The 20,212-nt window shown below is 64.7% G+C and carries 20 protein-coding genes and 1 tRNA gene; 14 read left to right on the forward strand and 7 right to left on the reverse strand.

Translation table 11 applies throughout. The features are described from left to right. Window positions 1-99: 99 nt before the first annotated feature. Entirely contained in the window at window positions 100-1,548 is a 1,449-nt protein-coding gene (locus CN97_RS15500) for a TrkH family potassium uptake protein (protein ID WP_035713259.1), read from the forward strand. Here the strand turns inward: CN97_RS15500 and CN97_RS15505 are convergent. Further along, window positions 1,545-3,203 (reverse strand): serine protease, encoded by a 1,659-nt coding sequence (locus CN97_RS15505; protein ID WP_035713261.1) that lies wholly within the window; start codon window positions 3,201-3,203, stop codon window positions 1,545-1,547. The two genes, CN97_RS15500 and CN97_RS15505, sit on opposite strands and share 4 nt — an antisense overlap. A gap of 143 nt (window positions 3,204-3,346) precedes the next feature. On the opposite strand from CN97_RS15505, the gene CN97_RS15510 reads away from it, so the two are divergent. The 8 genes from CN97_RS15510 to glmM all read left to right on the forward strand — a co-directional run bounded on the left by CN97_RS15510 (window position 3,347) and on the right by glmM (window position 13,687). Next, window positions 3,347-4,276 (forward strand): glycine--tRNA ligase subunit alpha, encoded by a 930-nt coding sequence (locus CN97_RS15510; protein ID WP_035713264.1) that lies wholly within the window; start codon window positions 3,347-3,349, stop codon window positions 4,274-4,276. Continuing rightward, window positions 4,273-4,758, forward strand: a complete 486-nt coding sequence (locus CN97_RS15515; protein ID WP_035713265.1) for a DUF6446 family protein — start codon at window positions 4,273-4,275, stop codon at window positions 4,756-4,758. The genes CN97_RS15510 and CN97_RS15515 overlap by 4 nt, the downstream gene beginning before the upstream one ends. Beyond that, a complete protein-coding gene (glyS, locus tag CN97_RS15520; protein ID WP_035713268.1) occupies window positions 4,739-6,883 on the forward strand; it encodes a glycine--tRNA ligase subunit beta in 2,145 nt (714 codons plus the stop codon). The genes CN97_RS15515 and glyS overlap by 20 nt, the downstream gene beginning before the upstream one ends. Window positions 6,884-6,962: 79 nt before the next feature. Beyond that, on the forward strand, window positions 6,963-9,500 hold the full coding sequence (locus CN97_RS15525) for a putative PEP-binding protein (protein ID WP_035713270.1): 2,538 nt from the start codon (window positions 6,963-6,965) through the stop codon (window positions 9,498-9,500). Between the two features lie 181 nt (window positions 9,501-9,681). Continuing rightward, on the forward strand, window positions 9,682-10,320 hold the full coding sequence (locus CN97_RS15530) for a cell wall hydrolase (protein WP_084684199.1): 639 nt from the start codon (window positions 9,682-9,684) through the stop codon (window positions 10,318-10,320). 81 nt (window positions 10,321-10,401) lie between these two features. Further along, a complete protein-coding gene (locus CN97_RS15535; protein ID WP_035713273.1) occupies window positions 10,402-11,283 on the forward strand; it encodes a dihydroneopterin aldolase in 882 nt (293 codons plus the stop codon). A gap of 38 nt (window positions 11,284-11,321) precedes the next feature. Further along, entirely contained in the window at window positions 11,322-12,341 is a 1,020-nt protein-coding gene (folP, locus tag CN97_RS15540) for a dihydropteroate synthase (protein ID WP_035713277.1), read from the forward strand. Next, window positions 12,338-13,687, forward strand: a complete 1,350-nt coding sequence (gene glmM / locus CN97_RS15545) for a phosphoglucosamine mutase (RefSeq protein WP_035713280.1) — start codon at window positions 12,338-12,340, stop codon at window positions 13,685-13,687. Before folP ends, glmM begins: the two co-directional genes overlap by 4 nt. 67 nt (window positions 13,688-13,754) lie before the next feature. On the opposite strand, the gene opgC is transcribed toward glmM, so the two are convergent. Next, a complete protein-coding gene (gene opgC, locus CN97_RS15550; protein ID WP_035713284.1) occupies window positions 13,755-14,930 on the reverse strand; it encodes an OpgC domain-containing protein in 1,176 nt (391 codons plus the stop codon). Between the two features lie 217 nt (window positions 14,931-15,147). On the opposite strand from opgC, the gene CN97_RS15555 reads away from it, so the two are divergent. The 3 genes from CN97_RS15555 to CN97_RS15565 all read left to right on the forward strand — a co-directional run bounded on the left by CN97_RS15555 (window position 15,148) and on the right by CN97_RS15565 (window position 16,091). Next, a tRNA-Met gene (locus CN97_RS15555) sits at window positions 15,148-15,224 on the forward strand. A gap of 263 nt (window positions 15,225-15,487) precedes the next feature. Next, on the forward strand, window positions 15,488-15,718 hold the full coding sequence (locus CN97_RS15560) for a hypothetical protein (RefSeq protein WP_035713286.1): 231 nt from the start codon (window positions 15,488-15,490) through the stop codon (window positions 15,716-15,718). Between the two features lie 172 nt (window positions 15,719-15,890). Then, window positions 15,891-16,091 (forward strand): hypothetical protein, encoded by a 201-nt coding sequence (locus CN97_RS15565; protein WP_140418249.1) that lies wholly within the window; start codon window positions 15,891-15,893, stop codon window positions 16,089-16,091. 13 nt (window positions 16,092-16,104) lie between these two features. Here CN97_RS15565 and CN97_RS15570 read toward each other — a convergent pair whose 3' ends face one another. Together CN97_RS15570 and CN97_RS15575 are read right to left on the reverse strand one after the other, a co-directional pair. Then, window positions 16,105-16,437, reverse strand: coding sequence for a DUF982 domain-containing protein (locus tag CN97_RS15570; RefSeq protein ID WP_088217045.1), 333 nt, complete (start codon window positions 16,435-16,437; stop codon window positions 16,105-16,107). A 57-nt stretch (window positions 16,438-16,494) separates the two neighbouring features. Further along, window positions 16,495-16,701, reverse strand: a complete 207-nt coding sequence (locus CN97_RS15575) for a cold-shock protein (RefSeq protein ID WP_035713291.1) — start codon at window positions 16,699-16,701, stop codon at window positions 16,495-16,497. A 325-nt stretch (window positions 16,702-17,026) separates the two neighbouring features. Between CN97_RS15575 and CN97_RS15580 the strand changes: the two genes are divergently transcribed. Continuing rightward, window positions 17,027-17,800 (forward strand): lipase family protein, encoded by a 774-nt coding sequence (locus tag CN97_RS15580; RefSeq protein ID WP_051911307.1) that lies wholly within the window; start codon window positions 17,027-17,029, stop codon window positions 17,798-17,800. On the opposite strand, the gene CN97_RS15585 is transcribed toward CN97_RS15580, so the two are convergent. The 3 genes from CN97_RS15585 to CN97_RS15595 form a co-directional block, all read right to left on the reverse strand. After that, a complete protein-coding gene (locus CN97_RS15585; RefSeq protein ID WP_035713293.1) occupies window positions 17,781-18,857 on the reverse strand; it encodes a 5-(carboxyamino)imidazole ribonucleotide synthase in 1,077 nt (358 codons plus the stop codon). The genes CN97_RS15580 and CN97_RS15585 overlap by 20 nt on opposite strands. Further along, window positions 18,850-19,335 (reverse strand): 5-(carboxyamino)imidazole ribonucleotide mutase, encoded by a 486-nt coding sequence (gene purE / locus CN97_RS15590; protein ID WP_035713296.1) that lies wholly within the window; start codon window positions 19,333-19,335, stop codon window positions 18,850-18,852. Before purE ends, CN97_RS15585 begins: the two co-directional genes overlap by 8 nt. A gap of 70 nt (window positions 19,336-19,405) precedes the next feature. Beyond that, on the reverse strand, window positions 19,406-19,624 hold the full coding sequence (locus CN97_RS15595) for a YdcH family protein (RefSeq protein WP_035713299.1): 219 nt from the start codon (window positions 19,622-19,624) through the stop codon (window positions 19,406-19,408). 163 nt (window positions 19,625-19,787) lie between these two features. Here CN97_RS15595 and CN97_RS15600 point away from each other — a divergent pair, with 163 nt between their 5' ends. Then, window positions 19,788-20,201 carry an Hsp20 family protein gene (locus CN97_RS15600; protein WP_035713302.1) on the forward strand — a complete coding sequence of 138 codons (414 nt, stop codon included), beginning with the start codon at window positions 19,788-19,790 and terminating at the stop codon, window positions 20,199-20,201. Window positions 20,202-20,212: the final 11 nt, after the last annotated feature.

A 20,212-nucleotide genomic window follows, 5' to 3' on the forward strand; every position in this document is an offset into this window, starting at 1 on the left:
GCTCTCAGCTCTCAGCTCTCAGCTCTCCCCCGCAAAGCTCTGTTCCCAGCCCACGACGACTGGCCTTGACAGCGGGCGCGCCTCCGGGAAGCTACGGTCATGCTGAACGTGCGACCTGTCGGATACATCATCGGTCTGCTGGTCGCCGTCATGGGGTTGGCGATGCTTGCGCCGCTTGCGCTGGAGGTGGCTCTCCGTACCCCACATTGGCGCCCGTTCGCGGAAAGTGCGATTGTCACATTTCTCACGGGCGCTCTGGTCGCACTTGCCTGCAGGGGGGAGAGCCGGCAGGGTCTCACCATCCGTCAGTCCTTTCTGCTGACCGCGGGAACATGGATCGTGCTGCCGTTCTTCGGCGCGCTGCCGCTGATGATCGGGGCGCCCCATGCGAATATCACAGATGCCTATTTCGAGGCGATGTCCGGCTTCACCACCACGGGAACCACGGTCTTCGTCGGGCTGGATGATCTGCCGCGGGGCACAAACCTGTGGCGGGTGATGATGAACGGCATGGGCGGGCTGGGCATCGTCATCGTGGCGATGATCTTCCTGCCGGTCATGCGCGTGGGGGGCATGCAGTTCTTCCGCTCCGAAGGGTTCGACACGCTGGGCAAGGTTCTGCCGCGGGCCATAGACATCGCTGGCGCGCTTCTGCGGCTTTACATCGTGCTGACGGTCGCCTTCGTCGTGATCTTCCGCATGCTGGGCCTTTCGGCCTATGACGCGACGGTGATGGCGCTCTCCTCCGTTTCGACGGGGGGATTTTCCAGCTACGACGACAGCTTCGCGCGATTTGGGCCGGGGCCGCAGTGGGCGGCGGTGGTGTTCATGATCATCGCTTCGACCCCGTTCATCCGCTACATCCAGCTCGTCCGAGGCGATCCCACACCGCTCTGGCGCGATGTGCAGGTCCGGGCCTATCTCCGCTGGCTGTTCTACGCGGTGATGCTGGTCTTTCTGTATCGTACGCTGGTTTCCGGCGCACCCGTCCTTCAGACGTTGCAGGAGAGTGCCTTCAACGTGGTGTCGCTGTTCTCCGGCACGGGTCTGACGACGGCGGATGCCTCCAGCTGGGGGCAGTTTCCGCTGACGGTCGTCATCCTGGCGGGATTGGTCGGGGGTTGCACGTCCTCCACCGGTTGCTCGATCAAGGTGTTCCGCTTCCTGATCCTTTTTCAGGCGATCCGCAGCCAGATCCTGCGGATCAACTCCCCCCATGCGATGCATCCTGTCCGATTGGAGGGACGGGTGGTGGATGCGGATGTGCTGAACTCGGTGATCCTGTTCTTCACCATATTCATGCTGAGCCTTGGCGTGCTGACACTTGGCCTGTCGGTCTGCGGATTGCATTTCCGCACCGCCATGACGGCTGCCTGGACGGCGATCGCCAATGTCGGCACCGTCTATGGCCCGGAGGTGGAGGCCAGCGGGGCGGTAGGGGGCTTTCCGCACAGCGCGAAATGGCTGATGACCTTCGGTATGTTGCTGGGGCGGCTGGAGCTGATCGCGGTATTCGTGCTGCTGATGCCCCGCTTCTGGCGCGCCTAGTTCCAGCAGGCGATGCGGAGGCTGATTGCCCGGGCCAGTGCGGCCAGCGCATCCGGCTCGAGCGTGACAGTCGGGGATGCGCCTTCCAGCGGCAGATCGTGGGCAGGGATGGCCCGGGCGACGGCGCCCGGCCCGGTCGCAGGCAGCAGCATGCCCAGCACTCCCCCCGTCCGGTCGAGCACCGGCCCGCCCGCATCCTCCGGCGTCGTGCGAAGGGCAAGGCGCGCCCGCCCGTCCGTCTCTCCGTTGTAGCGCCCGTTGAGGATGGCCGCCTGCGCGCCGCCCGGCACCGCCCCATAGCCCGCCGCGACGATCTCTCCGCGTCCCAGCGGTTCCGCAGAGACGCCTGCAGGGCGAGCGACGGGGCCGGATGGCGCGCGGCCCTCCGGCCGCAGAATGGTCAGATCGCCGCGTTGTTCCTCCACGACCATCGCGGTCGGGGAGGTTGCCTCCGCCGCCGCGGTGATGCGGGTGCAGCCGGCCACGGCCTCCGTGACGGTCGCCACGCGCCCTGCCGCATCGAGCCGGAAGCCGGTGGCACGGCGCGTGGGCCTGCCGATATCCACCCCGGCCAGCAGGGCGGCGCGATCCGCCTCGGCCATGCTGCCGGCCGTGGGGTCCAATGCGCGACCGGGCAGGGGCTGGAAGCTCCGCCGCATCTCCGCCAGGACACGTTGCATTTCCGTGTCCTTGGCCAGCGGCCAGACCACGATCCAGCCCTTGACGGTATCGCCGTCCAGCCGGGCCTCCCCTTCCGCCGCGCGGCTGTCATCCTTCGCGCTGAGAGTGAATCCCTCCGGTCCGAAGCTGTTCATGCGACCGCCGGGAAGGGCGAGGGTCTCCGTCGCCTCGAACGTGCGTGTCAGTGGATCGCCGGGGGCGGAGATGAGCAGCACCTCCACACCCTTTTCGCCAACATAGCGGACGAAAGGCGGCTCATAGCCGCTGAAGGCCACAAGGCCGAGCGGCAGGGTGATGCGGATACCGGAGGGGCCTTCGGTGACGTCCGTCATGCCGAGATCGTCCCGCTGCTCGCGATGGCGCGTCAAAAGGGCCATACGGCTTTCGGGGCTGAGCGCGCCTGTCTTCGGTTCCCCGTTCGCGCGCTGCCATGCGGAAAGTGCCGCGCGCGTGCCGGGACCGAAGGCCCCGTCGATCATGCCGTCGTAGAGGCCGAGCCATGCGAGCGCCGTCTGCACCTCCCTGCGTTCGTCGAGCGAAAGTTGGCTCTCTGCCCGCCGCGCGCTGTCTGGGCCGGTCGGGGCGGTTGGCGTTGACGGGCGGGGCGGCGGGCTGGCGACAAGCATGGCCTCTGCCTCGGCGCGAACGCCGGGGGGCCAGAAGCGCGCGCCATAGGCCGCGCCGCGCATCAGGTAGCTGTCATGCGGCACCCGACCTTCGCCCTGCATCTGTGCAAGCCGCTTCTCCGCCTCCGCCCGTGAAAACGGGCCAATGGCGAGCGCGTGCCAGCCGGTGGGCAGGACGAAGCCGGCCAGATCAGGAAATTCCCGCTGCCAAAGATGCGCCCGATCCAGCGCCTCTGCCTCTGCCGGGCGGGCCTCGATCTGGATCCAGACAGCATCCTCGGCCCTTGCCGGCTGCCCCAGCAAGAGTGCGAGCACGGTAACCCATGCTGCCACAACAAAAATCCGCATCTCTGCCCCTTCTTTTGCCGTGTTCCCGGCCTTGACGGCGACATTAGCGTGCCTGCCGCGATTTAGCATCCGCGAAAACGGGTGCTGACGTTGACCGCCCCGCGCCCCGCGCCTATGGAGATGACGACCTTTCAGGAGGCAGCATGGCACCCGCAACCACCCCCCGGAGCTTTCAGGAAATCATCCTGCGGCTTCAATCCTACTGGGCCGCGAAAGGCTGCGCGGTGTTGCAGCCCTATGACATGGAAGTCGGGGCGGGCACGTTCCATCCGGCGACCACGCTGCGCGCGCTGGGAACGAAGCCCTGGGCCGCCGCCTATGTGCAGCCGTCGCGCCGTCCGACCGACGGGCGCTATGGCGAGAACCCGAACCGCCTCCAGCACTATTACCAGTATCAAGTGCTCATCAAACCCTCGCCGCCCGATCTTCAGGCGCTGTATCTGGGCTCGCTCGATGCCATCGGCATCGACACGGCGCTCCACGACATCCGTTTTGTCGAGGACGACTGGGAAAGCCCCACGCTGGGCGCTTGGGGGCTGGGCTGGGAGGTCTGGTGCGACGGGATGGAGGTGAGCCAGTTCACCTATTTCCAGCAGGTCGGCGGCCATGACTGCAAGCCGGTCTCTGGCGAGCTGACCTACGGGCTGGAACGGCTGGCCATGTATGTGCTGGGCATCGACCATGTGATGGACATGCCGTTCAATGATCCTTCCGCGCCGATCCCGCTCACCTACGGCGACGTGTTCCGCCAGACGGAGCAGGAATACAGCCGCTGGAACTTCGATCAGGCCGATACGGCGATGCTGCTCCGGCACTTCGAAGATGCGGAGGCGGAGTGCGAACGCATCCTCTCTGCCCCGGAAGTGGACAAGGCGGGACGTCGGATCGTCATGGCGCACCCGGCCTACGACCAATGCATCAAGGCCAGCCACCTGTTCAACCTGCTGGATGCCCGCGGTGTGATCTCCGTGACGGAGCGGCAGGCCTATATCGGGCGGGTGCGCGCGCTGGCCAAGAAATGCGCGGACGCCTTCGTCACGACAGAGGCAGGCGGAGCAGGGGAAGCGGCGTGAATGGCAGGCTCGTCGGCGGGATCCTGATCGGCGCGGCGCTCCTTTCGGGCATCGCGATCTATTGGCTGCAGGTCTATGCCTTCTACCGCGACGTGCCGGAGGCGGAGGCTGCGCTCACGCTGACCGACCGGGACGGACGGGTGGAGCCGCTGGCGGTCAGCGATTTCCGCGCCATCGACGCCTCCTCCTCCCCCATCCGGTTCCGCGCCTGCTTCCGCACCAGCGTGGCGGCCAGTGAGATGGAGCGCTTTGCCCCCTATCCCGGTGCGGAGCCGCTGATCGCGCCCCGCTGGTTCGATTGCTTCGACGCCCCTGCCATCAGCGCGGCGCTTGCCTCCGGTGCAGCGAAGGCTTTCCTTGGCGCGGCGCATTCCGAAGGGTATGACCGCGTCATTGCCCTATATCCCGACGGCCGGGCCTATGCCTGGCAGCAAATCAACCCGACTTTCGCGCGAGAGACCGATGCCAGACCTGCTCCTTGAACTCTTCTCCGAGGAAATCCCGGCGCGGATGCAGGCCAAGGCCCGCGACGATCTGAAGAAGCTCGTGACGGACGGGCTGGTGGAGGCGGGGCTGACCTATGCGGGCGCCGCGGCCTTTTCCACACCGCGACGGCTCGCGCTGACCGTACATGGCCTGACGGCGGAGAGCCGCGCCGTGCGCGAGGAGCGCAAGGGCCCGCGGGTGGATGCGCCCGAACAGGCCATCGAGGGCTTCCTGCGTGCGACCGGTCTGACGCGGGACCAGCTTGAGGTGCGCGCCGACAAGAAGGCGCAGGTCTATTTCGCCGTGATCGAAAAGCCCGGCCGCGCGGCGCCGGAGATCGTGGCGGACGTGGTGGAGCGGACGATCCGCACCTTCCCCTGGCCGAAGTCCATGCGCTGGGGGTCCGGGTCGCTCCGCTGGGTGCGGCCGTTGCATTCGATCCTCTGCCTGCTCACCAGCGAGGCGGGGGCGGAGATCGTGCCCTTCAGTGTGGACGGGATCAAGGCAGGCGCCACCACGGAGGGCCACCGCTTCATGGCGCCGGGCCGCTTTGCCGTCACGGGATTTGAGGACTATGCCGCGAAGCTGAAGGCTGCGAAGGTGATGCTCGACCCCGCCGAACGGGCGGAGCATATCCGCAACGACGCGGCCCAGATGGCCTTTGCGCAAGGGCTGGAGATCGTGGAGGACGCCGGCCTTCTGACGGAGGTCGCGGGGCTGGTCGAATGGCCGGTCGTTCTGATGGGCCCGATCGGCGAGGAGTTCCTGAGCCTGCCGCCGGAGGTGCTGCAAACCTCCATGAAGGAGCACCAGAAGTTCTTTTCCGTCCGCGACAGGGCCGGGCGCATCGTGAAATTCGTGACCGTCGCCAACCGGGAGACGGCGGATGACGGCGCGACCATCCTGCAGGGCAACGGCAAGGTTCTGCGCGCCCGGCTTTCGGATGCGCGCTTTTTCTGGGAAAACGACCTGCGCACGGTGAAGACGGAAGGGCTGGAGGGCATGGCCGCGGGGCTTGCCCATGTGACCTTCCACAACAGGCTTGGCTCGCAGGCCGACCGGATCGGCCGGATCGAGGCGCTGGCGCGGGAGATCGCGCCGCTGACAGGCGCCTCTCCCGATCTCGCGGCGGAGGCTGCGCGCGTGGTGAAGGCGGATCTCCAGTCGGCCATGGTCGGCGAATTCCCGGAGCTTCAAGGGGTGATGGGCGGTTACTATGCCCGCGCCGCCGGGCTGCCCGATGCGGTGGCCGATGCCTGCAGGGCGCATTACTCGCCGCTCGGACCCTCCGATGAGGTGCCGACGGAGCCGGTTTCCGTTACCGTGGCGCTGGCGGACAAGCTGGACACGCTCACCGGCTTCTGGGCGATCGACGAAAAGCCCACAGGGTCGAAGGATCCCTTCGCGTTGCGCCGTGCCGTATTGGGCGTGATCCGGCTGATCCTGACCAACGGGCTGCGGCTCGACCTGCTCGATGTGCTGCTCGCACCGATCCGGCGGAGCCGCGCGGCCATGGCGGCAATCACGCCGGAATTTGCCGGCGCCCCCGATCTTTCCAACGAGCGGGTGGAAAAGGAATGCGCGCTGGTGCTCGCGGGTGACCTGCTCGCCTTCTTCCATGACCGGCTGAAGGTATATCTCCGGGATCAGGGCATCCGCCATGACGTGATCGACGCCTGTCTGGCGATGCCGGGGAACGATGATCTGACGCTTCTGGTGAAGCGGGCGGAGGCGGTGGCGGCCTTCCTGAAATCGGAGGACGGCGAGAACCTGATCCAGGGCTTCAAGCGTGCCAACAACATCCTGACGGCGGAGGAGAAGAAGGACGGCGTGGAGTATTCCTTCGGGCCGGACGTGAAATACGCCGAAGCGCCTCAGGAAAAAGCGCTCTTTGCCGCGCTGGACAGGGCGGAGGCGGAAATCGCGCCCGCGCTGGCCGCAGAGGATTTCGCCGCCGCGATGACGGCGACCGCCGCCCTGCGCCAGCCGATCGACGCATTCTTCGAGGCCGTGCAGGTCAATACCGAGAATCAGGTGCTGCGGAGAAATCGGTTGAACCTGCTGAACCGGATCCGCACCATCTGCACACGGGTCGCCGATCTGGGTCGCGTCGAAGGCTGACGCTGCGTCGCGGCAATTTTCCGAGCGCCGGGCTTGTCGGCCCGGCGGGAGCGGATATCTTGAAGGGGGGATTGCTGCGGTGCAGAAAGTGACGGATTTCGTCTCCATCACACCGACGGCGACGATCGCCGTCCAGAGCCACGGCTGGCGGGCGAAATGCCTCCAGCGGCTTGTGCGTCTTCAGATGCCGGTTCCGCCGACAGTGGCGCTCTCCTTTGATGCGGTGCGGGCGCTGGCGGCGGGCTATCCGCTGGATGCCTCCGCGCTTACCGATCTGCTGGGGCCGGGGCAACTTATCTGTGTCCGGCCCAGCCCCGAGAATACCGAATGGGGTGGCCCCTCTGCCGTTCTGAACATCGGCATGAGCGAGGCCTGTCACAGCGCGCTTTCGGAAACCCACGGGCGGGAGGCGGCAGATGCGCTCTATCTCCGCTTCGTGCAGGCCTATGCCGTCAACGTCGCGCGTCTGGACCCCGACATGTTCGAGAGCGACATGCCGACGGCGCAGGCCCTGCGTTTCGCGCTGCGGGCCTATGAGGATGAGACGGACGAACCCTTCCCGCAGGAGGCAGAACGGCAGCTCGCCGACGTGCTCCGCTCCATGTCGCGGGCTTGGGAGGGTACCTCGGCGCGGCTGCTGCGCCAGGCGAAGGGCGCACCGGCGGAGGCGGGGCTTGGTCTTGTCGTGCAGGCCATGGCGTTGGGTCTGGGCCAGGTGGAATCCGGGTCTGGCGTCATGCAGTTCGTCGACAGCACGACGGGCAAGCCGCGCGTCACCGGCCGTTACCTCAGCCAGAGCCAGGGGCGCGAAGCACTGGCGCGGCAGGAAGGGTCGCTCTACCTCACGCGCGATCCGCGCGGCCCATCGCTGGAGGAGCTCTGCCCCGGACCCTTCGACGAACTGATCCGGCTGGGCGCGGTGAGCCGTCAGGGTCTGCGCGAGGAAATGCAGATCGAGTTCACCATCGAGAACGGCCATCTGCACGTATTGGACGCGCTGAAAGTCGCGCGAACCTCCCGCGCGGCCGTCACCATCGCGGTCGCGCTGGCGGAGGACGGCGTCATCGAGCGGGAAGAGGCGCTTCTGCGCATTCAGCCCCGGGCACTCTCCGAACTGCTGCACCCACAGGTGGACCCGGCGGGCGAACGCGACGTGATCGTCAAGGGCATTGCCGCCAGCCCCGGCGCAGCACAGGGGCGGATCGTGTTCAGCGCCATGGCGGCGCAGGCCATGTCCGCGCGCGGGGAAGCGTGCATCCTTGTCCGCCGCGAAACTGCGCCCGAGGATGTTCGCGGCATGCACGCGGCGAAGGGTATTCTGACGGAACGCGGCGGGATGACCAGCCATGCGGCGGTGATCGCCCGGGGACTTGGCCTGCCCTGTGTCGTCGGTGCTTCATCGCTCCGCTTCAACCCAAGGGACAGGACGCTCACCGCCATGGACGGGCGCATCTTTCACGAAGGCGACGTGATCACGATCGACGGCACACGTGGTGAGGCCCTGGCGGGCGCGCCGGGTTTGCTGGAGCCGGCCCTGGACGATGCTTTCTACAGCCTCCTGCATTGGGCGGATGCGGTGCGCGATATCGGTGTCCGTGCCAATGCGGACACGCCGGATGACGCCCGCATGGCCCGTGTGTTCGAGGCGGAAGGTATCGGCCTTTGCCGCACCGAACACATGTTCTTCGAGGAAAATCGCCTGACAGTGATGCGGGAGATGATCTTTGCCGACCGGTCCGAAGATCGGGCCGAGGCTCTGGATCGTCTGCTCCCCATGCAGCGCGAGGATTTCATCGAGCTTTTCGAGATCATGGACGGCCATCCCGTCTGCATCCGGCTGTTCGACCCGCCATTGCATGAGTTCCTGCCCCAGACCCGTGACGGGATGCGCGAATTGGCCGAAGCGCTGGACCGCCCGCTGTCGGAGGTCACGCGCCGGGTGGAATCCATGACTGAATTCAACCCCATGCTTGGCATGCGCGGTGTTCGTCTCGGCATTGCGATGCCCGAGATCTACGACATGCAGGTCCGCGCGATCTTTGAGGCGACGCTGGAAATCGGCCGTCGCGGCAAGCGGGTTGTGCCGGAAATCATGATCCCGCTCGTCTCCGCTCAGCGGGAGGTCGAACTTGTGAAGGCCCGGATCGATGCCGTCGCCGCGCTGGTGCAGGCCCGCATGGGCGTGCCGCTGGATTTCCGGCTCGGGGTCATGGTGGAAACGCCGCGCGCGGCGTTGCGGTCGGGCGATCTTGCGCAGCACAGTGCGTTTCTGAGCTTCGGGACGAACGACCTGACGCAGATGACCTATGGCCTGTCGCGGGACGATGCCGGCCGGTTCATGGGCACCTACGTTCAGCAGGGTGTGTATCCCGAAGACCCCTTCCACCGGCTCGACACCGAGGGGGTGGGGGAGCTTCTGCTGATAGGGGCGGAGCGAGGGAAACGGGTGAATCCTGGTCTCACCATCTCCATCTGCGGGGAACATGGCGGCAATCCCGAATCGATTTCCTTCTGCAGGGCGGCCGGGTTCGACTATGTTTCCTGTTCGCCGTTTCGCGTTCCGGTTGCAAGACTGACGGCTGCTCACCTTGCGTTAGAGAGATGGCGGCGTCGGTAATTATCTAGAAGTTTCCGCTTAGTATCGGAAATATCTCGTATTATTTGCAAAAAACGATCGGCAAGGTTCCGCCAATAATCGTTGTATTTTTGCCACGTGAGTGGACCGCCTCTGCAATTGGCGCCTATTCCCGTTCGCGTAGCCCTTGGGGCGCGCGAATGAAAACCAGTCGGGGAATGGCATGACCAGGACAGGACGGGGTATCGTGGTGGCTCTGGCTCTGGCCTTGGGAACACCGGCGACCGCCTTTACCGATGCGGCGACAACCGCGACGAAAGCGCAGGATGCGGCGAGTACAACGAACGATGTGCGAAGGCCCGTCGATCCATGGCTGGTGAAAGCCGTCTCCGCCACGCCGGCAGGAGAGATGCGTGTCCGCTATGATGCGGACTGGCTCGACGAGCAGCCGAAGGCAAATGGCGATGCGAACTGGCGTTGTCTGGCCAAGGCCGTCTACTTCGAATCGCGCGGTGAACCGTTGCAGGGACAGTTCGCGGTTGCGGAGGTGATCCTCAACCGGGTCGAGAACCGCCAGTGGCCCAATTCGATCTGCGGTGTGGTGAAGCAGGGCTGCCAGTTCTCCTTCATGTGCGACGGTACGCCTGATCATATCGCGGAACGCAAAGCCTATGAGCGCGCAGGCAAGATCGCGCGGCTGATGCTGGACGGGGCTCCTCGTCAGCTCACCTACGGCGCGACCTTCTTTCACACGGTCCATGTGAAACCCGGCTGGTCGCGCAAGATGGCGCGGACCACCCTGATCGGCGACCATCTGTTCTACCGGCTGCCTGGCGCGACCCAGCGCGTAGCGGTGGATTGAGGTTGCGAACGGCATTGCTGGCATCTTCGGCTTCATCGTCCTAGGATCGGCACCTTGCAGACGCCGCGCGAGGAGCTTCCGATGACTGATGAAACCCGCCTCGCCTTCGCTCACCCGGAGGCGCGTGCGGCCGCTACGGCGCCGGAGCCGCCGCACGACCGGATCAGCCTGCGCGATCACGTGGTAGAGGCCGATATCGGTGCCTTCGCGGAGGAGCGGGGCAGGCGGCAGCGCCTGTGTTTCGACATCGTGGTGGAGGTGGCGGCCCGGCCGGAGGGCAGCGACGACGATGTGGATCACATTCTGTCCTACGACCGCCTGACGGAAGCGGTGCGTGATGAGCTGGCGGAGGGGCGGGTCAACCTGCTCGAGACGCTGGCGGAAGGTGTGGCGAAACGCATTCTGTCGCATCGTCTGGCGCGGCGCGCTTTCGTCCGTATCCAGAAGCTCGACCGGGGGCCGGGCGCGCTCGGGGTTGAGATCATGCGGACAGCGGGGGACGGGGCGCGGGCAGAGACTGCGCTTCCCGCTTTTGCTGTGCTGCTGGTGCGCGCGGGGGAGGCTGGGCGCGCTTCCGCCTTGCTGAGCGGGGTTGGGGAGGTCGTGGTGATCTGTCCGGGCCTTCCAGACGAACGTCCCTTGACTCCCAGTATGGCGGCGCAATGGCGGATCGACCTGCTCGCGCTCGATCAGGCGGCATGGCTTATTGCCGCCGCGGATCCGCGGCTGTCCGTCGTGGCCTCCCGGACGGAGATGGATTGGTCGCTGCGCCAGGGTCGTCCCATGGTCTGGGCGCCCGCAAAGATGCTCCTCGACGCGGGCGTGGAAGCGCTTCCCGCACCGGATGATCTCGCGGCGCTCGGCCTCTGGCTGGCGGACCGCTATGGCGCGGCGCGGATCATCGCACCGGAGGAACTCTTGCTGCCGGCGGGTCCGGTGGCCGTCACGCGTCGACCGGCCTAGCCCTTGCCTCCAAGGCTGCTTTCCGCCACAGAAACCGGATGACTTATTGGCGTCCTATAGTGATGAGCGACCCAGCCATGCCGGAGACGGCATTGCCGCTGGCGGGGGGACCGCTCTGGTTCGACCGGGTGGAGATGTGGGAACGGGGCGGGCCGAGGAGCCTGCTGCCGGCATGCGATCTGCCGCCGGAGATGCGGGCACGGCTGACAGAGCCGCGTGCGCCGGTATGGGGACTTACGCTCGACCATCCGGTGGTCATGGGGATCCTCAACGTCACACCCGACAGCTTCTCCGACGGCGGGCGTCACGACGCCCCTGATGCTGCGCTGAACCATGCCCGGAGCATGATCGCCGCTGGAGCCGGGGTCATAGACATCGGCGGAGAATCGACGCGGCCCGGCGCTCCCGAAGTGCCTGCGCGGGAGGAAATTGCCCGAACCGAGCCGGTGATCGCCGCGCTGAGTGCCGGGACGGCGGTTCCTCTCTCCATCGACACGCGCAAGGCCGTGGTGGCACGTGTTGCGGTCGCGGCAGGGGCGGCGCTGGTCAACGACGTGACGGGTCTCGACTTCGACCCGGGCATGGCTGCTGCCGTCGCGGAGACGGGGGCGGCCCTTTGCCTCATGCACTCCCGGGGCACGCCGGAGACGATGAACAATCTGACGCTCTATGACGATGTGCTGGCCGACGTGTATGACTGGCTGGAGGCCGCAGTCGCACGGGCGGAAGGGGCGGGCATTCCTCGCAGCCGGATCGTGGTGGACCCGGGCATCGGCTTCGCCAAGACGGCGGAGCAGAACATCGCTCTGCTGCGGGGACTGTCACTGTTTCACGGGCTGGGCTGCGGATTGCTGCTCGGGGTATCGCGCAAGCGCTTCATCGGAACGATCGGCGGTGCGTCGGAGCCTCGCCAGCGGATGCCCGGATCTATCGCCGTGGCTCTTGCCGGTGCCGGGCAGGGTGCGCAGATCCTGCGGGTACATGATGTGGCCGAGACGGTTCAGGCACTGCGTTTGTGGCGCGCCATGACAGGCAGAGGTTGGGAGACGGAAGAATGACACGCAAGCTCTTCGGCACGGACGGAGTGCGGGGGCAGGCCAACACCTACCCGATGACTGCCGAAATGGCATTGCGTCTTGGCGCGGCCGCCGGGCGCTATTTCCGGCGCGACGGGCTGAACCGGCATCAGGTGGTGATCGGCAAGGATACGCGGCTGTCGGGATATATGCTCGAAAATGCGCTGACGGCGGGGCTGACGTCCACCGGCATGAATGTGCTGCTGCTCGGGCCGGTGCCGACGCCTGCGGTGGGCTTCCTCACGCGGTCCATGCGGGCGGATGTCGGAATCATGATCTCCGCCAGCCACAACCCGCATCAGGACAACGGCATCAAGTTCTTCGGCCCGGACGGGTTCAAGCTCTCCGACGAGGCGGAGGCGGAGATCGAGGCGATGGTGGCGGGGGAGATCCTGCCTGCCAAACCGCAGAACATCGGGCGGGCCAAGCGGATCGACGACGGGCGTGGGCGCTATGTGGAATATGCCAAGACGACCTTTCCCGGGCGCGGACGGCTGAACGGGCTGAAGATCGTGGTGGATTGCGCCAATGGCGCGGCCTATCGCGCGGCGCCGGAGGTGTTGTGGGAGTTGGGAGCGGAGGTGATCGCCATCGGCGTGTCGCCTGACGGCTTCAATATCAATGCCAACTGCGGCTCCACCCATCCCGAAACTGCCGCGCGGCGCGTGGTGGCAGAGGGGGCGGACCTTGGCATCGCGCTCGACGGTGATGCCGACCGGGTGATCCTGATCGACGAGCAGGGGGTGATTGCCGATGGCGATCAGATCATGGCCCTTCTGGCACGGCGGATGCAGGAGAGCGGCACGCTTGCACATGAGACGCTCGTCGCGACCGTGATGTCGAACCTCGGGCTGGAGCGCTACTTGGCGGAGCGCAACATCGGGTTGAAACGGACCCCGGTCGGTGACCGTTACGTGGTCGAGGCGATGCGGGAGGGCGGCTTCAACCTTGGCGGGGAGCAGTCGGGCCATATCGTGATGACCGACTACACGACCACGGGCGATGGTCTTGTCGCGGCGCTGCAATTTCTGGCCGCGATGGCAGATACGGGTGAGAAGGCAAGCGTGCTCGCCCGTCAGTTCATGCCCGTTCCCCAGTTGCTGCGGAATGTCCGGTATACCACCGGGCAGGAGCCGCTTTCCCTCAAGAGCGTTCGGGATGCGATTGCTGAGGCGGAACGTGCGCTGGATGGCCGTGGCCGGCTTCTCATCCGCAAATCCGGTACGGAGCCGTTGATCCGGGTGATGGCCGAGAGTGAGGATGACTCACTGACGGAAACGGTCGTGTCGGGCGTCGTCGATGCGGTGGAAGCGGCGACCCGCGGCTAAAAGGGCCGCCGTGGCTGGCGACCCTCTCCAATGACCACCGGGCCGCCGCCGTGGCGGCCCTGTCGTGTCATGCCACCGCGGCCGCAGCGCGCTTGCGCTTGATCTCCTCATGCATCCAGGCGGTGATGTAGAGGGGGAGCGGCGAAAGCAGCACGATGATGTTTGCAGTCATCGCGGAAACGTCCCGGCCCTCCGCCCAGATCTCTATGACATAGACGGCGAGGATATGGATGGTGAACACCTGCAGCGAATGCCGCCCCAGCGTCGTCAGGAACGGCCGGGTGAAAAACCAGTTGGCGAAGACCGAGGCCTTGTTGATCCAGCGACGGCTGCTTTCCTGGCCCGCCGAGATCAGCCAGACGATCAGGAACAGGTCGAGGAAGAACGCCACCACATAGATCGGCGCCAGCATGGCCCTGTCAGATGTCCAGTAGAGCGTGTTGCTGTAGTCCGCTCCAAACCAGTGCTGACGCACCGCGATATCAAACACTGCCAGAGCGGTGAAGCCAACCAGCCCGACAAAGAAGGCCTGCTCGTAGGCGGGCTTCTTCAGGAACTCGAGCGACAGCGTCTTGTTCGCCATGAGATAGCCCGGATAGAGACCTGCAAAGAACAGAACCTGCCAGCCCAGAACGTCGAAATAGATACCGATGTTGACGGGATGGCCCATCTCGCGCAGCGCGCCCTCTATCGGCGGTTGCAGGATGTCCGTCAGTCCGAGTTGCGCGCCCAGCCACAGCAGCACAGAGGTGATGAGGACCACCGGCCCGCGACCCGTCTTGAAGGCCCAGAGCACGAAGGGGGTGGCGATCATAAAGAAGACATACATCGGCAGGATGCCCATATGCATCGAGCCGCCCACGAGCAGCAGCGAGACGAGCGTGAACAACACCGGCTCCCGCGCATAGGAAGACAGGATCGACGGCACCTCTGCAAAGGCCGCGAATACCAGGGCCGCCACCAGAAACACACCGATCAGGGCGGCTTGGTAGGCGTATATCTTGCGGATGCGGGACCAGATGCTGCTGGTCATAGTTTCGTAGCCGCGCTTGAGGAGGAGCTTGCCGTAGACAAGCCCCACCACGAGCCCGGAAACAAAGACGAAGCCCTGAGCGTCCTCTACCCAGCCGATGGAATGGTGAGTGAGAACACCGATGGGCGCGTTCACGACGGGCGCGACATGGGCGATCATCATGAAAAGCAGGAAATACCCGCGAAATCCGTCTATTAGCGTGAGTCGCATGGGATCTCTCCGAATGAAAAGCAGGGTTCGGAAACCGGAACCCTTTGGCGGCTAACGCTGTAGGCCGGGATTCGATCCGTGAAAAGATCGCGACGGGCAAAATCCCGCCATAACCCCGCAAGGGCGCGGAAAGTTATCGCCGATGGCGGCGAACCGCAAAAAAAGCCGTGCGCGGGCTTGACGCGCCAACGGGGCTGGAATACCTACGCGCCACTTCGGCGGAGTAGCTCAGTTGGTTAGAGCAGAGGAATCATAATCCTTGTGTCGGGGGTTCAAATCCCTCCTCCGCTACCATTCATCCTGCACAGATCGATATCCTGAGGGGCGCGGATGGTGCCACGTCGCAGCCATGAGCTACGGCGTCTTGGGGCATCGCGGGTACGGGGTTGAGCCCCTATATATCGCCGCCGATGCGGCCTTCATGGTCGCATGAATTTTCGGCACGGCCCCATCGCCGTCCTGACCACGCCGCGGAAGCATGGCACCTATGCGACTGTGTGGATTGCAAAAAGCTCGCGTGCGGGCTGTGCTGCACCGGATATTTTTAAGGTGCATTCATGGAAACCAGCACGGATTTGCAACTCATCCTGCATGTCAGGAACATCAACGGCTTCCTGAAGACCTTTCTCGATACGATGGGTGAGGGTCTCAGCCCCGACGCCAGAACTCAACTCGAGACCCTGATCGACGCTTCGAACATGCTTTTGCTTACGCTGGCGTCTCCACAGGATGACGCACTGACGCCCGGCGCAAGCATCGTATTGCCCTGCGCCCCCTCAAACGGGTGATCTGGCAGCGGACAGGGGTTAGCGGTCGCTGTCAGGCTGATTGGCAGACTTGCGTTGCATTTTGTCACGGAGCGCTATTTGTAACACTCGTGCCCAAGCGTTGGGCGAGATGCACGGGGAAGCTGGTCTCAGCTTCATCCGCGTCCGGGTCCGCGCTCATCAGGAGTTCTCCATGACCGTGAAAGCAGGAACCGCCAAGGCGGGCAAAGCCCGCGTTGCCCCTAAGTCCATCTTTGATGACGTCTACGACGACGCGCAATGGGGAAGGGGCAGGAACTTCGCTACACGTCCCGCAGCGAAAGCGCCGGAGGGGGGCGATGTCTGGAAACTGACGTTAGGGAAGGCGCGGGATAACCCACGCAAGGTCAAGTAAGTCAGATATTCGATCAGGAGCTGTGCCGCCGCGGCCCGGCGACAAGAGTTTCAGACACGAAGCCAGCGCTCCGTGCAGCAGCAATGAACGCGCGGCGCGCAGTTCCGACAGAAACCATGCAGTCCATGGCCGCGTCGAGCTGGTCCACAGCTTGCTGGCGTGCGTCGTCGGATACAGGCCACTTGCGACGAAGCCAGTAACTTGCCTGTTCAATAGTGCTGAATTTCTGCACATCTCCGTCGGGAGACGTGACAAAAGACAGGGGTTCACCCCAGTTAATCTCGATCAAAATGTACTTCTTTCTGGAAGGTGGATTGCCCGCATTCGTGATGTCGAGGCAGTCCATGAAGGTGCGGGATCGGCATGTCGCCGGTCCCGCGTCAGCATCGTAGAGGCTGGAAGATTAGGCCAGCGAGAGGTTCGTCGCCGATTCGCGACCGTTGCGGTCACGCTCGATATCGAACGTCACGGCTTGGCCATCATTGAGGCCGCGGAGACCCGCGCGCTCAAGAGCGCTGATGTGGACGAACACGTCCTTGGAGCCGCCTTCGGGCTGAATGAAGCCGAAGCCTTTGGTGGAGTTGAACCATTTTACGGTGCCATTGGCCATCGTAATAATCCTTATCATAGATGTCGCCCGCAGGAGGCGGCGACCCGGCAAAGCTGAAAATCGAAAGCTGAGCCGAAAGGAACAGGTTCGAAAAGCATAGATGCCGGTCGTATATAAGTGTTGTGGAAATAAATGCGAGTGGGCAAGTGAAAATTTCTGGGATTTCGTCCAAGAAAGTTCCGGAAGCGCTGGAGCCGCCGGCCGTCGGATCGCTCCGCCGCCCCCAGCTCCTCGGGCGAGCGAGACCAGGCCAGATTGGGCTTGGCCTCCCCTGCCGCGGGAGCGAACTGTCGCCAAGGTATGCGGAGGCTGCTAGCGTCGCGGGATGCGATTCCCCCTGCTCCTTGTCCCCTGTCTGCTATCCGCCGCCTGTGCTTCTGCGCAGGAGACGGGGGAGCGTGACTGCGTGGTGCTGTTGCACGGGCTGGCGCGAACGGATGCGTCCTTTCTGTTGATGGAGGAGGCGCTCGAACATCGTGGCTACCATGTAGTGAATTCGAACTATCCTTCCACGGCCGCGCCGGTGGAGGCCCTTCTGGGCGATGTCGATACCGCGGTTGCGGCCTGCGGCGATGCGGAGGTGAGCTTCGTGACGCATTCCATGGGCGGTATACTGCTCCGCGCATGGTTCGCACAGTCCCGCCCGGCGCAGCTGGGGCGGGTCGTCATGCTGGCGCCGCCCAACGGCGGATCAGAGATCGTGGATGAATTCTCGGGGCTTGACCTGTTCCGCTACATCAACGGACCGGCGGGGATGGAGCTCGGAACCAGCCCCGAGAGCCTGCCTAACCGCTTGCCGCCTGTGGATTTTCCGCTTGGCATCATCGCGGGCGACCGGTCGCTGAACCCGATCTTCTCATCTCTGATAGACGGGCCGGATGATGGAAAGGTTTCGGTCGAAAGCACCAAGGTGGCGGGCATGACGGATCATATCGTGCTGAACGTCACGCATACATTCATGATGAACAACCCGTTGGTCATCGCCGAGACGATAAGGTTTCTTGAAACCGGCGCCTTCGATCATGCCATGACCGGCGGCGAGGCGCTGCGCAGCCTCACCACCGGGCCGGGAGGGCTGTTCAGCGCCCCGCCGGAATGATCCGGTTCACGTGCCCCATCTTGCGGCCAGGACGCGCTTCGGACTTCCCATAGAGATGCAGGGCGGTATTCGCCTGTTGCGCCAGTTCGGGGACGCGCTGGACATCGTCTCCGACCAGGTTCTCCATCTCCACATCCGCGATACGGTGCCCATCGCCCAGCGGCCAGCCCGCGACGGCGCGGATGTGCTGCTCGAACTGATCGACGACACAACCGTTCTGAGTCCAATGGCCGGAATTATGGACGCGGGGGGCAATCTCGTTCACCAGCAGCCCGGTTTCCGTGACGAACAGTTCTACGCCCATCACCCCGACGTAATCGAGCGCATTCAGAATCCGCGCCGCGATGAGAACCGCGTCGCTCCGCTGCGCTGAGGTGAGAGTGGCGGGGACACGGGTGGTGTGCAGTATCCCCTCCCGGTGGACATTCTCGCCGGGATCATAAGCAGCGACCGAACCATCAAGGCCGCGCGCGGCGATGACCGACACTTCCCGGCTGAAACTGACAAACCCTTCCAGCACGGCCTCCGCTCCCGCCATTGCGGTGAAGGCATGGTCTGCTTCCTCCAGGTGGCGGATACGGGCCTGCCCCTTGCCGTCGTAACCGAGACGGGTGGTCTTGAGGATCGCAGGGGCGCCGATCTCCGCCAGCGCCTGTGTCAGATCGTCCCGCGTGATGACACGGCGGTAGGGCGCGGTGACAAGACCCAGAGATGTCAGGAAGTCCTTTTCCGCGATGCGCTCCTGACTGACGGCCAAAGCCCGACGACCAGGGCGGATCGGGCGGATCGCCTCAATCGCGTCGAGAGACGCGGCAGGCACATTCTCGAACTCATAGGTCACCACATCGACGGAGGCGGCAAAGGCAACCAGCGCTTCCCGATCCTCCCAGGCGGCGGTCGTGACGCGTTCCGCGACCTGCGCGGCGGGCGGGCTCGGCGCAGGATCGTAGATGTGGCAGCGGAGTCCCAGCCGTGCAGCCGCGACGGACAGCATTCGGCCAAGCTGACCACCGCCAAGAATGCCGATCATTGCGCCGGGGGGGAGGGTGTCACTCATCAACCGGCTCCTCGGGAATGGAGGCGGAAAGCGCCTCTCGCCAGGCGTCGAGGCGGGCGGCAAGGGCCGCATCGCCGAGCGCCAGTATGCCTGCCGCCAGCAGGCCGGCATTCGCCGCGCCCGCCGCTCCGATCGCCATGGTCGCGACCGGATAGCCTTTGGGCATCTGTACGATGGAATAAAGACTGTCGACGCCCGAAAGCGCCCGCGTCTGCACCGGCACTCCGATCACCGGCACCCGTGTCTTGGAGGCCATCATGCCGGGAAGATGCGCCGCGCCGCCTGCTCCCGCGATGATGACCTTCAACCCGCGCGAAACAGCGGTGCGACCATATTCCCAGAGCCGGTCGGGCGTCCGGTGCGCCGACACGATGCGCTTTTCGTAAGCCACGCCGAGTTCGTCGAGCACGGCCGCCGCTTCGCGCATCGTCGGCCAGTCCGACTGGCTGCCCATGATGATGCCGACCTGAAAGTCCATCCCGATCTCCCGTCTGATGGCGCGGGACTATAGCCATCACGCGGCGGCGAGCAACCGTCGCCAGCCGGCCTCAGGCAATGATGTCGGGGGTAAGCAGGTCTTCGTAGCGCTGAATGCGGTCCTTCAGCAGCAATTTCTGCTTTTTCAGACGGCGAAGGGTGAGCTGATCACCACGGCCCGTCTCCTCCAGCGCGAGGATCGCCTCGTCCAGATCGCGGTGCTCGCGCTTCAGCAGCTCAAGCCTGATGCGCATGGCTTCTTCCGTCTCGAATTCCTGCGGAACGTTCATCCTGACATCCGTGCGACTGGCGTAGAAGACCGAATATAGCGGGGCCGTGCCATGAAGGCAAAGCCGCAGCACTTGCGATAGCGGAAAGCACGCCCCATATTCAAACTCGAGGGTCGCCGATATCCGGGGCTCCAAGCACGTCGCTTTTCAAGGGCTTGCCACGATGACGAAACTGACTTTTGCTGCCCACCCCTATCTTCTGGGCTTCGATCAGCTTGAGCGGCTGGTGGAACGGACGGCGAAGAACGGCAATGATGGTTATCCGCCGTATAATATCGAACAATCGGGTGAGAACGCCTACCGGATCACGCTTGCTGTGGCAGGCTTCCGGGATGAGGATCTGTCTATAACGCTGGAAGACCGCCAGCTCGTCATTCGGGGCCGGCAGGCCGATGACCCGGCCGAACGGGTCTTCCTGCATCGCGGCATAGCCGCCCGACAGTTCCAGAGGAGTTTTGTCCTTGCCGAAGGCGTCGAGGTCAGAGGGGCCAGTCTTGAGAACGGGCTTCTGCATCTCGATCTGGCGCGGAGCCGCCCGGAATCGGTTGTCCGGACCATCGAAATCAACAAGGGTTGAAGGAGGACATC

This window comes from Haematobacter massiliensis (genome assembly GCF_000740795.1).
Taxonomy (GTDB): Bacteria; Pseudomonadota; Alphaproteobacteria; order Rhodobacterales; family Rhodobacteraceae; genus Haematobacter; species Haematobacter massiliensis.

What these genes read in the sequence shown, in the direction of transcription:
- CN97_RS15500 (WP_035713259.1), top strand. Translation starts at nt 100, where the DNA reads ATGCTGAACGTGCGACCTGTCGGATACATCATCGGTCTGCTGGTCGCC.
- CN97_RS15505 (WP_035713261.1), bottom strand. Translation starts at nt 3,203, where the DNA reads ATGCGGATTTTTGTTGTGGCAGCATGGGTTACCGTGCTCGCACTCTTG.
- CN97_RS15510 (WP_035713264.1), top strand. Translation starts at nt 3,347, where the DNA reads ATGGCACCCGCAACCACCCCCCGGAGCTTTCAGGAAATCATCCTGCGG.
- glyS (WP_035713268.1), top strand. Translation starts at nt 4,739, where the DNA reads ATGCCAGACCTGCTCCTTGAACTCTTCTCCGAGGAAATCCCGGCGCGG.
- CN97_RS15530 (WP_084684199.1), top strand. Translation starts at nt 9,682, where the DNA reads ATGACCAGGACAGGACGGGGTATCGTGGTGGCTCTGGCTCTGGCCTTG.
- CN97_RS15535 (WP_035713273.1), top strand. Translation starts at nt 10,402, where the DNA reads ATGACTGATGAAACCCGCCTCGCCTTCGCTCACCCGGAGGCGCGTGCG.
- folP (WP_035713277.1), top strand. Translation starts at nt 11,322, where the DNA reads ATGACTTATTGGCGTCCTATAGTGATGAGCGACCCAGCCATGCCGGAG.
- glmM (WP_035713280.1), top strand. Translation starts at nt 12,338, where the DNA reads ATGACACGCAAGCTCTTCGGCACGGACGGAGTGCGGGGGCAGGCCAAC.
- opgC (WP_035713284.1), bottom strand. Translation starts at nt 14,930, where the DNA reads ATGCGACTCACGCTAATAGACGGATTTCGCGGGTATTTCCTGCTTTTC.
- CN97_RS15560 (WP_035713286.1), top strand. Translation starts at nt 15,488, where the DNA reads ATGGAAACCAGCACGGATTTGCAACTCATCCTGCATGTCAGGAACATC.
- CN97_RS15565 (WP_140418249.1), top strand. Translation starts at nt 15,891, where the DNA reads ATGACCGTGAAAGCAGGAACCGCCAAGGCGGGCAAAGCCCGCGTTGCC.
- CN97_RS15570 (WP_088217045.1), bottom strand. Translation starts at nt 16,437, where the DNA reads ATGGACTGCCTCGACATCACGAATGCGGGCAATCCACCTTCCAGAAAG.
- CN97_RS15575 (WP_035713291.1), bottom strand. Translation starts at nt 16,701, where the DNA reads ATGGCCAATGGCACCGTAAAATGGTTCAACTCCACCAAAGGCTTCGGC.
- CN97_RS15580 (WP_051911307.1), top strand. Translation starts at nt 17,027, where the DNA reads ATGCGATTCCCCCTGCTCCTTGTCCCCTGTCTGCTATCCGCCGCCTGT.
- CN97_RS15585 (WP_035713293.1), bottom strand. Translation starts at nt 18,857, where the DNA reads ATGAGTGACACCCTCCCCCCCGGCGCAATGATCGGCATTCTTGGCGGT.
- purE (WP_035713296.1), bottom strand. Translation starts at nt 19,335, where the DNA reads ATGGACTTTCAGGTCGGCATCATCATGGGCAGCCAGTCGGACTGGCCG.
- CN97_RS15595 (WP_035713299.1), bottom strand. Translation starts at nt 19,624, where the DNA reads ATGAACGTTCCGCAGGAATTCGAGACGGAAGAAGCCATGCGCATCAGG.
- CN97_RS15600 (WP_035713302.1), top strand. Translation starts at nt 19,788, where the DNA reads ATGACGAAACTGACTTTTGCTGCCCACCCCTATCTTCTGGGCTTCGAT.